Source organism: Variovorax sp. MSC1_012 (genome assembly GCF_023667525.1).
Taxonomy (GTDB): domain Bacteria; phylum Pseudomonadota; class Gammaproteobacteria; order Burkholderiales; family Burkholderiaceae_C; genus Variovorax; species Variovorax beijingensis_B.
In genome coordinates this window covers 3,288,681-3,300,760 of sequence record NZ_CM174443.1, presented here as the reverse complement: position 1 = coordinate 3,300,760, position 12,080 = coordinate 3,288,681, and the positions used below count along the sequence as shown (strand labels likewise).

The 12,080-nt window shown below is 68.6% G+C and carries 13 protein-coding genes; 5 read left to right on the top strand and 8 right to left on the bottom strand.

What is annotated here, in order from left to right:
- Complete coding sequence (locus L1081_RS15645) at positions 1–1,260, bottom strand: multifunctional CCA addition/repair protein (protein ID WP_489413001.1); 1,260 nt, start codon at positions 1,258–1,260, stop codon at positions 1–3.
- Between the two features lie 161 nt (positions 1,261–1,421).
- Between L1081_RS15645 and L1081_RS15640 the strand changes: the two genes are divergently transcribed.
- Entirely contained in the window at positions 1,422–2,147 is a 726-nt protein-coding gene (locus L1081_RS15640) for an OmpW family outer membrane protein (RefSeq protein WP_489413000.1), read from the top strand.
- A 21-nt stretch (positions 2,148–2,168) separates the two neighbouring features.
- On the opposite strand, the gene L1081_RS15635 is transcribed toward L1081_RS15640, so the two are convergent.
- The 3 genes from L1081_RS15635 to L1081_RS15625 form a co-directional block, all read right to left on the bottom strand.
- On the bottom strand, positions 2,169–2,852 hold the full coding sequence (locus tag L1081_RS15635) for a glutathione S-transferase N-terminal domain-containing protein (RefSeq protein WP_489412999.1): 684 nt from the start codon (positions 2,850–2,852) through the stop codon (positions 2,169–2,171).
- 111 nt (positions 2,853–2,963) lie between these two features.
- A complete protein-coding gene (locus L1081_RS15630; protein ID WP_489412998.1) occupies positions 2,964–3,539 on the bottom strand; it encodes an MgtC/SapB family protein in 576 nt (191 codons plus the stop codon).
- A gap of 1 nt (position 3,540) precedes the next feature.
- Positions 3,541–5,544 carry a transglycosylase SLT domain-containing protein gene (locus L1081_RS15625; RefSeq protein ID WP_489412997.1) on the bottom strand — a complete coding sequence of 668 codons (2,004 nt, stop codon included), beginning with the start codon at positions 5,542–5,544 and terminating at the stop codon, positions 3,541–3,543.
- A gap of 36 nt (positions 5,545–5,580) precedes the next feature.
- On the opposite strand from L1081_RS15625, the gene L1081_RS15620 reads away from it, so the two are divergent.
- Positions 5,581–6,198 (top strand): 5-formyltetrahydrofolate cyclo-ligase, encoded by a 618-nt coding sequence (locus L1081_RS15620; RefSeq protein WP_489412996.1) that lies wholly within the window; start codon positions 5,581–5,583, stop codon positions 6,196–6,198.
- A 117-nt stretch (positions 6,199–6,315) separates the two neighbouring features.
- Here the strand turns inward: L1081_RS15620 and L1081_RS15615 are convergent, their stop codons facing one another.
- On the bottom strand, positions 6,316–7,299 hold the full coding sequence (locus tag L1081_RS15615; protein ID WP_489412995.1) for a LysR substrate-binding domain-containing protein: 984 nt from the start codon (positions 7,297–7,299) through the stop codon (positions 6,316–6,318).
- 165 nt (positions 7,300–7,464) lie between these two features.
- On the opposite strand from L1081_RS15615, the gene L1081_RS15610 reads away from it, so the two are divergent.
- The gene (locus L1081_RS15610; protein ID WP_489412994.1) at positions 7,465–7,785 is read left to right on the top strand and encodes a DUF2917 domain-containing protein; all 321 of its coding nucleotides are present in this window, start codon (positions 7,465–7,467) and stop codon (positions 7,783–7,785) included.
- A gap of 51 nt (positions 7,786–7,836) precedes the next feature.
- Here L1081_RS15610 and L1081_RS15605 read toward each other — a convergent pair whose 3' ends face one another.
- Positions 7,837–8,241, bottom strand: a complete 405-nt coding sequence (locus L1081_RS15605) for a BLUF domain-containing protein (protein ID WP_489412993.1) — start codon at positions 8,239–8,241, stop codon at positions 7,837–7,839.
- A 168-nt stretch (positions 8,242–8,409) separates the two neighbouring features.
- On the opposite strand from L1081_RS15605, the gene L1081_RS15600 reads away from it, so the two are divergent.
- Positions 8,410–9,102, top strand: a complete 693-nt coding sequence (locus L1081_RS15600; RefSeq protein WP_489416792.1) for a cyclic nucleotide-binding domain-containing protein — start codon at positions 8,410–8,412, stop codon at positions 9,100–9,102.
- A gap of 24 nt (positions 9,103–9,126) precedes the next feature.
- On the opposite strand, the gene L1081_RS15595 is transcribed toward L1081_RS15600, so the two are convergent.
- The gene (locus L1081_RS15595) at positions 9,127–9,981 is read right to left on the bottom strand and encodes a DUF6279 family lipoprotein (protein WP_489412992.1); all 855 of its coding nucleotides are present in this window, start codon (positions 9,979–9,981) and stop codon (positions 9,127–9,129) included.
- A 31-nt stretch (positions 9,982–10,012) separates the two neighbouring features.
- On the opposite strand from L1081_RS15595, the gene glmU reads away from it, so the two are divergent.
- The gene (glmU, locus tag L1081_RS15590; protein WP_489412991.1) at positions 10,013–11,443 is read left to right on the top strand and encodes a bifunctional UDP-N-acetylglucosamine diphosphorylase/glucosamine-1-phosphate N-acetyltransferase GlmU; all 1,431 of its coding nucleotides are present in this window, start codon (positions 10,013–10,015) and stop codon (positions 11,441–11,443) included.
- Between the two features lie 24 nt (positions 11,444–11,467).
- On the opposite strand, the gene L1081_RS15585 is transcribed toward glmU, so the two are convergent.
- The gene (locus tag L1081_RS15585; RefSeq protein WP_489412990.1) at positions 11,468–11,953 is read right to left on the bottom strand and encodes an Lrp/AsnC ligand binding domain-containing protein; all 486 of its coding nucleotides are present in this window, start codon (positions 11,951–11,953) and stop codon (positions 11,468–11,470) included.
- Positions 11,954–12,080: the final 127 nt, after the last annotated feature.

Sequence of the window (12,080 nt, the reverse complement as noted above, 5' to 3'; positions counted from 1 at the left end):
TCAGTCCAGCGAGGCCGCCACGGCCTCCACGCGTGCGCGGCGGATCGCCTCGCCGATCTGCGGCCCGGCGGCGCCGGATTGCTGCGCCGCGCGCGCCACGGCCTCGGTGGGTACGCCCGCCGCGGTGGCGAGCACGGCAAGCAGCCGCTCGCGCTGCGGATAGGGCCGGTCCTCGAAGCCGAGCCGACCGCGCGCATCGCACTCGCAGGCCAGCAGCACGTCGGCAAAGCGCGCCGGCTTGCGAAACGCATCGCAGCGCTCCAGCAGGCGCACCAGCGCCGCGGCCGCGAGTTCGCCGCTGCGATGGATGTTGCCGTGCTCGCGCGCCACCACCTCGGCGAGTTCGCGGATCTCGACCGGCACGCGCCAGCGGTCGCACACCGCGTGCAGCAGCTCGGCGCTGCGCTTCTCGTGGCCGATGTGGCGCGGCAGCATCCCGGGCTCGGTCGTGCCCTTGCCGAGGTCGTGCATCAGGCAGGCAAAGCGCACCGGCAGCGAGGCCTGCAGCCTGGCGCTGGTGTCGATGACCATCATCAGGTGCACGCCGCAGTCCACCTCGGGGTGGTGGGCCTCGGGCTGCGGCACGCCCCAGAGCCGGTCGACCTCGGGCAGTAGCACCTCGAGCGCGCCGCAGGCGCGCAGCACCTCGAACATGCGCGACGGGCGGGTTTCCATCAGCCCGCGCGCGAGCTCCTGCCAGACACGCTCGGGCACCAGCGCATCAGCTTCGCCGGCTTCGACCATCTCGCGCATCAGGGCCATGGTCTCGGGCGCGACCGAGAAATCGTCGAAGCGCGCCGCAAAGCGCGCCACCCGCAGGATGCGCACCGGGTCTTCGCGAAAGGCGTCGGTGACGTGGCGCAGCAGCTTTTGCTCGAGGTCGCGCCGGCCATGGAAGGGGTCGGCGAGCTTGTCGGCGTCGGGCTCGAAGCGGCCGTCGGCGTCCACGAATTCCGCGGGCAGCGCGATCGCGTTGACCGTGAGGTCGCGCCGCGCCAGGTCCTGCTCGAGGGTGACGTCGGGCGAGGCGTGCACGGTGAAGCCGCGGTAGCCCGGCGCGCTCTTGCGTTCGGTGCGGGCCAGCGCGTACTCCTCGCGCGTCTGCGGATGCAGGAACACCGGAAAGTCGCGCCCCACGGGCAGGTAGCCGCGCGCCGCCATTTCCTCCGGCGTGGCGCCCACCACCAGCCAGTCGTGGTCCGACACCGGACGCCCGAGCAGCCGGTCACGCAGCGCGCCGCCGACGAGATAGGTTTTCATGCGCCCAGTGTAGGGATTACGCCAGATGGAAAAAATAGAACGACCGTTCGATAATTTCCAGGCGAATCGCACGATCGTTCGCCGATTTGCCCGAAAGGTAGCCGCTGTCGCAGTGGAGGCCGCGTGCTGCAGATTTTTAAACCAAAAGGAGTAATAACGTCATGAAGAAAACAATGCTTGCGCTGACGGCAGTGGGCGCGCTGGCGTCCGGAAGCGCCTGGGCGCAGAGCGCTGGAGACTGGGTGGTCGGCGCGGGCTGGCTTCATCTGGCGCCGCAGGACTCGAGCAAGCCGCTCACGCTGACGGCGCCGGTGCGCAGCGTGATGACGGGGTCGGGCGCATCGGTCAATGATTCGGACACGCTGGGCCTGAGCGCCGTCTATTTCATCGACAGCCACTGGGCCGTCGAAGGGGTGCTCGGCATTCCGCCGAAGTTCAAGCTCGACGGCACCGGCACGCTGGGCCGCGTGGGCGAACTGGGCGAAGCGCGCCAATGGAGCCCCACCATCCTCGGCAAGTATTACTTCAACGAGGGCACCGCCGCCTTTCGTCCGTTCGTGGGCCTGGGCGCGACCTACGTCTGGTACAGCGACATCGAGCTGACGCCGGGGCTGCAGGGCGCGCTGGGCAGCCAGCTGCGCCAGCGGCCGCTCTCCACCTCGACCACCGCCAAGCTCGACAGCTCGTTCGCGCCCGTGCTCAACGCCGGCGTGGCCTACCAGATCGACAAGCACTGGGGCGTGTCGTTCTCGATCTCCTACATTCCGCTGAAGACCAAGGCCAAGCTCACGACCACGACGCTCACCGGGCTGCCGGTCGCCACCAGCGAGGCCAGGCTCAAGCTGAACCCGATCGTGACCTACCTCTCGGCGACCTACCGCTTCTGAGGCGCCTGGATTCGAGGAGCTTCAGCGCCCCGTGCGGTAAGGCTCGTCGAACGCCACGAAGTCCTTCTCGGCCAGGGCATCGTCGATCCATGCCTTGACGCCCGGCAGCGCCTGCACGCGCTCGATGTAGGCGCTGATGGCCGGCGGCACCGGCAGCCCGTAGGTCTTGATGCGTGTGCCGACCGGTGCGAAGTAGCTGTCGGCAATGCTGAAGCCACCGAACAGCAGGGGGCCGCCGTGAGTATCGAGCAGGCCGCTCCACATCTGCACGATGCGCTCGAGGTCGGCCTGCAGGCCGGGGTTGTCCTTCAGCAGCCGTGCGCCGACCTCGGCCAGCGACGCCTCGATGTTCATGCCGCAGAGGCTGCGCAGGCTGCCGAAGCCCGAATGCATTTCGGCGCAGATGCTGCGCGCTCGGGCCCGGTCGGCTGCGGCGCGGGGCCAGAGCTGCTTCTCGGGAAAGGTCTCGGCCAGGTACTCGGCAATGGCGAGCGTGTCCCACACCACCAGGTCGCCATCGACCAGCACCGGCACCTTGGCCACCGGGTTGAGCGCGCCGATGGTCTTCTTGAACTGCGAGTCGGCCTCGAACGAATCGAAGCGGACCTTCACCTCCTCGAACGGGATGCCGGCCTGCTTCATGAGCACCCAGGGCCGCATGGACCAGGACGAGTAGTTCTTGTTGCCGATGTAGAGCTTGCGCATGGTGCGATCCTGCGGTTGGGATGGGAGAAAAACCTTCGATGCTAGCGGGGCCGTATCCGCGGATTGATGCCGAAGCCCGGGTGTATTGATGCGCTGCAGCGCATTTTTTCTTCAGCGCGGCGGCGGCTGGTCGTCTTCAGGCGAGGCGATCACGCGCGGCGCTGCGCCGGCCTTGTCTTTTTCTTCGATGCGCGGCGGTCCGACCATGCGCTCGACCATGTCGACCAGGCGCGGCACCAGCGCGAGCACGGCCAGCGCCAGCAGTGCGCTCAGGATGGCGGTGACTTCGCGGCCGAGCCCGCAGGCCATGCCGATGGCGGCCGTCATCCACAGCCCGGCGGCGGTAGTGAGGCCTTGCACCTGGTGCTCGTCCTTGCCCTGCTTGAGGATGGTGCCGGCGCAGAGAAAGCCCACGCCCGCCACCAGGCCCTGGATCACGCGGCTCATGTCGGCCGGCTCGATGCCGGTCTGCTGCGGAATCAGCACGAACAGCGCCGAGCCGATGGCCACCAGCATGTGGGTGCGCACGCCGGCCGCCTTGCCCTGCTGCTCGCGCTCGAAGCCGAGCATGAACCCGATGACCGCCGCAAGCATCAGCCGAACGACGATGCGCGTGAGCTGGGCGACGTCGCCCACGTCCGAGAATTCGGCCGCGATGGTGTCGAGCACCTGGCCGGCCCAGCTCATGTCAGGGAAGATCCTTGTTGGGTTCGGGTTCCGCCGCGTCGCGCGGGCCCACGCGGCCCAGGCGCTCCTTCAGCGACTGCGGGCGCCCGCTGATCAGCGCGGCGTAGTTGGTGGTGTTGGCCAGTACCTTCTTCACATAGTCGCGCGTTTCGTTGAAGGGCACGTTCTCGGCCCAGATCGCGGCTTCCATCACCGGGCCGTTGCGCCAGCTGCGCGGCCGGCCGGGGCCGGCGTTGTAGGCGGCCGCGGCCAGCGGCATGGAGCCGTCGAAGTCGTCGAGCGCGAGCTTCAGGTAGTTGGTGCCGATGGTGATGTTGGTCTCATGGTCGTTGATCTGCCCGGGCGTGAAGCCGGCCAGGCCGATCTTGCGCGCGGTCCAGCGCGCGGTGGCGGGCATGACCTGCATCAGGCCCGAGGCGCCGACGCCCGAGCGCGCATCCATGATGAAGCGGCTCTCCTGGCGGATCAGGCCGTAGACGTAGGCCGGGTCGAGCCCGATGTCCTGGCTCTTGCGCAGCACCGTGTCGTGGAAAGGCATGGGAAAGCGCTGCTCGACGTCGATCACGCCCTTGGTGCGCTCGCTGGTGTTGATGCAGCGGTCCCACACTTCGCGCTGGCAGGCGAAGTCGGCCGCGGCCAGCAGCGCGCGGTCGTCCATGCCGCCCTTGTCGTGCAGGTTGGTGGCGTAGTTCCATTCGCGCGTGCCCTCGGAGCGCAGGCCGACCGCAATGGCGTAGAGCGCGCGGTTGAGCGCGATGTTGCTGCGCGCAGCGCTCTTTTCTTCAGGCGTGAGCGGCGCCGGGCGCGTGGGCACCACGGTGCGCTGGCCGAGTTCCTCCAGCGCCAGCATCTCGTAGAAGCCACGGGTGCCCGCAATGCTCTGGTAGAGCTCGCGCGCCTGCGCGCGGCGGTCGTCGCCGCCCGCGGCACTGAGTGCGCGGGCCTTCCAGTAGACCCAGGTCGGCTCCAGTTGGGCGGTTTCGCTCATGGCGTTGATGGCGGGCGCCACTTCTTTCCACTGGCCGGTGCGCAGCGCGGCGCGCACGCGCCATCCGAGCATGTCGTCGGACAGGTCGCCGTTCTTCGTGACGTTGGCGAAGTAGCTGCCGGCCAGCGGCGAGAGCTTGCTCGCGGCCTGCCGGCCGATGGTGCCCCAGAGCCAGTTGCGCTCCTCGGCAGAAAGCATCGGGCCCCACTTGCTGTCGAGCTGGGTGGCGGCCTGCTCCGGGTCGGCCATGGCGATCTTGATGAGCGCCAGCACCACCAGCTCCTTGCGCGACTTGGCGGCCACGAAGGCGCGGCCGGCCAGGAACTTGGCCGCGCTGGCGTTGAGCTCTTCGAACAGCGGCAGCGCATCGGGCGCGGCAATGGTCACGGCGCCGCGCGCGGCCTGCGGGCGGTTGGCCTCCATGGCCAGGCGCGCCTTCTTCCAGGCGTCGTTGGGCGACAGCAGGCGGGCCGCGACCAGGCGGTCGGCCGCGGTGAGGCAGCCGTCGTCCGCCTCTTTCTGCGCGAACCAGTTGCGGCGCACCTCGTGGGCCTGGGCCTGGGTCGTGTTGCCGGATTGCAGGGCCTCGACCAGGATCGCGTAGCAGCGCACCTGCGGATCGTCGCCCATGCGAAAGCCCGCCAGCGCGGCAGAAAAGCCGTCCCAGTCGCGGCGCTGGCCCAGCAGCAGCAGCCAGTCGTTGCGCAGCCGGTCTTCCTGATAGGTGCCGGGGTAGCGGGCGAAGAAGTCCTGCACCTCGTTCGGCGCGGCTTCCTGCAGGCGGGCCTTGAGTTCCCAGTAGGCGGCCCAGGGTTCGAGCGCATGGCCCCGCGCCTGCGGCAGCAGGGCCGCGAGCCGGCCTTTGTCGCCGCGCTGGAAGGCCTGCTTCATCTGCATCAGAACGTCGTCGTTGCTGTTGGCCTGTGCGGCGGCGGGCTGCTGCGAAAGCAGTGCGGCGGCTGCCAGGACGGCGGAAAAGACCAGCGCGGACGCTGCATTGCGCGGGCGATGGCGCATGGGTGCCAAAATGCTTGGGAACTGCATCGGGGGATTATGGACAAGTCAAAGGATGCCGACACCTCGGCGACCACGAGTTTTCTCAAGGATCAGGTGAGAAAAGCACTGATCGAGCAGCGCCTGGCCATGCCCGACCGGCTCGCCAAGGCCGACCTGCTGCAGCGCGTGATGCGGATCTGGCTGGTCGGCCGGCCCGACACCGTGATCGGCGCCTACTGGCCGATCAAGGGCGAGTTCGATCCGCTGCCCGCGCTGCACCGCTGGAAGGAAGACGGCGAGCTGATCGACGAGCCGCAGCGCCGCCGCATCGGGCTGCCGGTGATGAACAAGGTCCACAAGACGCTGACCTTCCATGCCTGGTATCCGGGCTGCCAGATGGAGGAAGACGCCTACGGCATTCCCAAGCCCAAGGACACCGAGCTGATCGTGCCCACGCTGCTGTTCGTGCCCTGCGTGGGCTACAGCGCCGGCGGCTACCGGCTGGGCTACGGCGGCGGCTTCTACGACCGCACGCTGGCCGCGCTGGAGCCGCGCCCGTTCACGGTGGGGCTGGGCTTCACCAACGGTTTCCTCGAAGACTTCGAGCCCGAGGCGCACGACCTGCCGCTGGACGCCATCCTCAACGACAACGGCGTGGTCTGGCCAGTCGCTTGACTCTCCCCCAGTCTTCGCGCGCTTCGTGTCGCTTCGCCAACCCCCTCACCGGGGGCAACACCAGCGGCCCGGCAAAGCCGGTTCCGCGGTGTTCCCGGAAGGGGCACATCCTTTCCATCAATCAAGGTTGTCCACGGTGTCGGGGTCGGGCACCTCGCCGATGGTCTCGCGCGTGGTGATCGCCTGCACCTGCAGCCAGTCCCAGAAGGCCTTGATCTCGGGCCGCAGCGCATTGCGCGGCCCGGCGATGAGCCAGTAGCCCATCGGCGAATCCATGCGGTGCTGCGGCAGCACCTCCACCAGGTCGCCGTTGGCCAGGCTTTCGGCGATGAGCGAACTGCGCGCCAGCGTCACGCCCTGGCCGGTGAGCGCGGCCTGCACCATCTGGTAGGCGTAGTTGAAATAGAGCCAGCGCTTGGGCTGCGCGCGCTCCAGGCCATTGACCTCGAACCAGCGCCGCCAGGTCAGCCATTCGAGGTGCGTGCGGTGCGCGTCGCCGGCTTCGATCAGCGTGAAGCCGGTGATGTCGGCGGGCGTCCTGATGGGCGGGCTGCTCTTCAGCAGCCAGGGGCTCGCCACCGGCGTGAGGGTTTCGCCGAACAGCCGCACGGCGGTGGGCGGCATGACTTCGCGCGTGCCGTAGCGCAGCGCGATGTCGACGTCCGCCACCTCCAGGTCGACCGCCACGTCGCTGGCGTCGATGCGGATGTCGATCTCGGGGTTGTCGCGCTGGAAGGCCTCGAGCCGCGGGATCAGCCACATCGATGCGAAAGATGCAAAGGTGGTGAGCGACACGCTCTTGCGCCCCGCGCTCTGGCGGATCTGGCGCACGGCGGTGTCGATGCGCGGCAGCGACTGCTGCACCGCGAGCAGCAGCTGCGCGCCGGCGCTCGTGAGCTCCACCGCGCGCGTGTGGCGCAGGAACAGCGCCACGCCCACTTCTTCCTCGAGCGACTGGATCTGGCGGCTCACGGCGGACTGGGTGAGCGCCATTTCTTCGGCGGCTGCGCGGAAGTTGAGGTGGCGCGCCACCGCCTCGAAAGCGCGCAGGTGCCCCGCGGAAATGGGGCGGGAGCGCAGGTGGGTTTGCGAATGCTGCATGGAGGAGGGTGTGGGCGGCATCGATCGATTGATGCGATTTCGGAATCAGTAGGCTACCTCGTTTTCATTGGACTGCCAACGCCGTGCAAACGATCATTCATTCCCGAACTGCGCTATTGGCTCTGTCTTGTCATCGCACTTCGGCAACGCCCAAGGAGTTTCATCATGTCCACCGCCGTCTGCACCACCGAATCGCTCGCTTCCCTGCCGTCCTCTGCCCGTACCGCTTCCGCCGTTCCGCCGGCCGTGCGCCGCGGTGCCTGGCAGATCGCTCCCGGCGAGGCGATGAGCCTGAAGGCGCGGTCGGCCAGCGTTCTGCGGGTCAAGCAGGGCCGGGTCTGGGTTACGCCGGACGCCACGTCCGCCAGCGCCAGCGAAGACCTGGTGCTGGCCCCGGGCGAATCGCTGAACGTGGCCGCGGGCCAGCGCATCGTCATGGAAGCGTGGGATGGCTACGGTGCCACCTACTCGTGGGACCAGGCCTGAACGGTCATCCCTCCATGGACGCAAGGGCGGCTTCGGCCGCCTTTTTCTTTTTCAGCCGTTGATGTCGAAACTGGGGCGCAGGGCCAGGAAGTGCGCCAGCGCGGCTTCGCCGTCGAGCGCGCGGATGCCGGCCATGAGGTCGGGCCCTTCGCTTTCGGCCAGGCCCATGCCAAAGCCGCTGTAGCGGCGTGCCGCGAGCGGGCCGCGGCGGAAGACCTTGATGTCGATGTGCCGCGGGTCCCGTTCGATCCGGCGCATCAGCGTCTCGACTGCACCGGGCGGGCCTTCGAGGTGCTGGCAGAAGCGCATGCCGTCGAAGACCAGGAGGCCGGTGATGCCGTACTGGGCATTGCGTGCGCGGGCCTGGGTCACGATCGAGCCCACGGTGGCCGGCGGCAGGTCCGGCGTGAGCATGCTGCAATAGAAGACTTCGTGGAGAGCTTGCTTTTCTGTCATGCGTTCGGAAGCGAAAGGCATGCGAAGTGTATGAATCTCCCGGCCTGTGCGAAATGTCAAAAGACACAGGCCGCAAGCCTATAGTGGCGCGTGAAATTCGAGGACCACGCACCCCCCGCGTCGCCCCCCGTGGGGCCCCATCCCTGCGAGCGCTGCGCGCTGCGGAAGATGGAAGCCTTCCTGCCGCTGGCGCCGCAACAGCTCGAAGCCATCGCATCCTTCAGGGCCGGCTCCCGCCGCGTCGCGGCCGGTGCCACCATCATCGACGAGCACCGGCCGAGCGCCGAACTGTTCACGCTCTATGCCGGCTGGGCCTTCCGCTACAAGACGCTGAGCGACGGCCGGCGCCAGATCCTGAGCTTTCTGCTGCCCGGCGACTTCATCGGCCTGCAGGACGAGTTTGCCGACGGCCATACGCACGGCGTGGAGGCCGCCAGCGACGCCACGCTCTGCGTGTTTCCGCGCGGCAGGCTCTGGGAGCTGTTCCATGCCCAGCCGAAGCTCGGCTACGACATCACCTGGCTGGCCGCGCGCGAGGAAAAGCTGGTGGACGACAACCTGGTGACCACGGGCCGCCGCAATGCGGCCGAGCGCGTGGCCATGCTGCTGATGCACCTGTACCGGCGGGCCCAGCGCGTGGGCATGGTGCGCGACGGCTGGGTCGAGTTTCCGTTCAACCAGCAGCACCTGGCCGATGCGCTGGGGCTGTCGCTGGTGCACACCAACAAGACGCTGCGCAAGCTGCAGAGCCTGGGACTCTACAAGCTTGACGCAGGCTGGCTGCGCATCCTGGAGCCTCGCGCGCTCGAAGCGCTGGGGGATTATTTCGAGCGCCCGATGCGGCCGACACCGCTGATGTAGCGGCTGCCCGATGACTTCGCCGTACTAGCGCGCGGCCACCAGCTGCCGCAGGTCGTCCTGGTAGGCCTGCAGCCGGCGCACCGCCTGCTCCCGCTGGGCGGCGCTGGTGGTGTTGTGCAGCGCGGCCAGGTTGCGGCAGCCTTCCTGCAGCAGGGCCTGCTGGTGATCGCGCCAGGGGCCGGGCGGCGGCTCCGCGATGCGCATCACATAGGCATGGATGGCCGCGCGCGCCTCGGCCGCGGAGGGCTTGGCGGCATGGAAGCCGCGCAGCAGCTGCAGTGCCTCCTGCTGGCGCTGGCGGCGCTCGGCATCGGCCAGCCGCGGGTCGAACACCGATTGCGCCACCTGCCGCCGCAGCAGGTCGCGCTGCTCCGGGCTCAGCCGGCCATAGAAATCCTCCAGCCGGTCGAGGAAGCGGTCGTAGCGCTTTTCCTGCACATCGGCGGCGCTGCGCTCGAGCCATTCCTTGCGGTAGTCGGCATTGTTCTTTGCGTACTTGCGCTCGAGCTGCTGCAGCTGCGCCTCGGTCAGGCTCAATGCCAGCTCGGTGCCCGCCGGCTCGGCGCGCTCGGTGACCGCCAGCAGCCGCTCGCGGATCTGGTCCGCCATGCGGCAGGCCTGGGCCGCGGTGGCGTCGCGCGGCGCCAGGGCCTGGGCTTCCTGCAGCAGGCTGGCGATCCGCGGCAGCTCGTTCTGGCGGTGCCAACTCAGCAATTGCGCGAGCTCGTCGCGCACCTTGGGCGTCTGCGAGCCGTCGAAGTCGAGGTAGGTGTCGAGCCACCAATAGCTCACCTCGGGCAGGTTGTTGTAGGCCAGCCTGACCGTGCTGCAGGCCGCAAGCGCGGCGGCCGCCAGCAGCGCGCCGATAATCCGCGCCAACTTGGCGCAACGCATTCGGGTAGAAAGAAGCATGAATCAGATTCCGCAAGACAACCAGGGACCGGTCGACGTCGTCATCATGGCGGCCGGCAAGGGCACGCGCATGAAAAGCAGGCTGCCCAAAGTGTTGCACCGTTTGGCCGGGCGCGCATTGCTCGGGCACGTGGCCGATACCGCCGCGCGCATCGGCGCGCGCCATGTGGTGGTGGTGACCGGCCACGGCGCGGCCGAGGTCGAGGCCGCCATGGCCGGCAACGCCATCGGCGCGGCGCTGCAGTTCGCGCGGCAGGAGCCGCAGCTGGGCACCGGCCACGCGGTGCAGCAGGCGGCGCCGCTCCTGCCCGATGATGGCACGGTGCTGGTGCTGTCGGGCGACGTGCCGCTGATCGGCGAGGACACGCTGCGCGCGCTGATCGCCGCCAGCGGCGGCCGGCGGCTCGCATTGCTGACCATCGAGTTCGACGATCCCACCGGCTACGGGCGCATCGTTCGCGCCGAAGGGCAGGCGGGCGGCGAGGTCAAGGCCATCGTCGAGCAGAAGGACGCCACCGAGGCGCAGCGCGGAATCCGCGAGATCTACAGCGGCGTGATGGCCGTGCCCGCCGCGCTGCTCAAGGGCTGGCTCTCGCGGCTGGACAACCGCAATGCCCAGGGCGAGTACTACCTCACCGACATCGTCAAGCTGGCCGCGGCCGACGGCGTGCCCGTGGTCGCGCATGTCATCGCCGATGCGCTCCAGGTCGCCGGCATCAACAGCCCCGCGCAGCTGGCGGCGCTGGAGCGCGCCTGGCAGCTGCGGCAGGCCGATGCGCTGATGGCGCAAGGCGTGCGGCTGGCCGACCCCGCGCGCTTCGACCTGCGCGGCGCACTGGCCTGCGAAGCCGACGTCGAGATCGACGTCAACTGCGTGTTCGAGGGTTCGGTGTTCCTGGGCGAGGGCGTGCGCATCGGCGCCAACTGCGTGATTGCCAATGCGCGCATCGAGGCGGGCGCGGTGATCCATCCCTTCACCCACATCGACGGCGAAAAAGCCGGCGTGACCGTAGGCGAAAGGGCGCTGGTCGGCCCCTTCGCGCGGCTGCGGCCGGGCGCGCAGCTGGGCGCCGAGGTGCACATCGGCAACTTCGTCGAGGTCAAGAACTCGACGCTGGCCGCCGGCGCCAAGGCCAATCACCTGGCCTACCTGGGCGATGCCAGCGTGGGCCAGCGCGTCAACTACGGCGCGGGCAGCATCACGGCCAACTACGACGGCGCCAACAAGCACCGCACCGTCATCGAGGACGACGTGCACGTGGGCAGCAACTGCGTGCTGGTGGCGCCGGTCACCATCGGCGCGGGCGGCACCATCGGGGGCGGCTCGACGGTGAACAAGTCGACCGAGCCCGGCGCGCTCACCGTGGCGCGCGGCAAGCAGGTCAGCTTTGCGAACTGGAAGCGGCCGCAGAAACAGCCGAAGGCCTGATCGACGAAGGCCTGCCGCGGCGCCTCAGCGCGCGAGCGGCACCCTGGGCTCGAACTTCGCGCGCTTCAGGCTGAAGAAGGCCTTGACGTTGCGCACATTGGCGTCGGCCGTGAACAGGCGCTGCGCCAGCGCGCCGTAGTCCGGCATGTCGCGCGCCGCCACCACCAGCACGAAGTCCGGCCCCGGCGAGACGCGCCAGCATTGCTGCACGGCGTCGTCGGCAATCACGCGGGCCTCGAAGGCATCGAGGGCCGCGGCGTCCTGCCGGTCCAGCGAGATTTCGACCACCGCCTGCAGGCCGTGGCCCAGCACCGCCGCGAGCCGGTCGGGCGAGAGCAGTGCGACCTGGCGCTCGATGAGCCGCTCCTGCCGCAGGCGTTGAACCCGGCGCAGGCAGGTGGGCGGCGAAATGCCCACGTCGGCGGCCAGCCGCTGGTTGGTCTGCGAGGCGTCGCGCTGGAGCGCGTCGAGCAGGCGAATGTCTATTGCATCCAGGGAAAATGATTCCATATTGAATGGAATTATGGAATAAAAATCCAATCAATCAGATTGATGAAAGAAAAGTTTGAAAGCTGTCGAATTTCGATCGCATATTTTTCCGCCAGCTTCCTACCATCGAGCCTCTTCTTCAAATCCA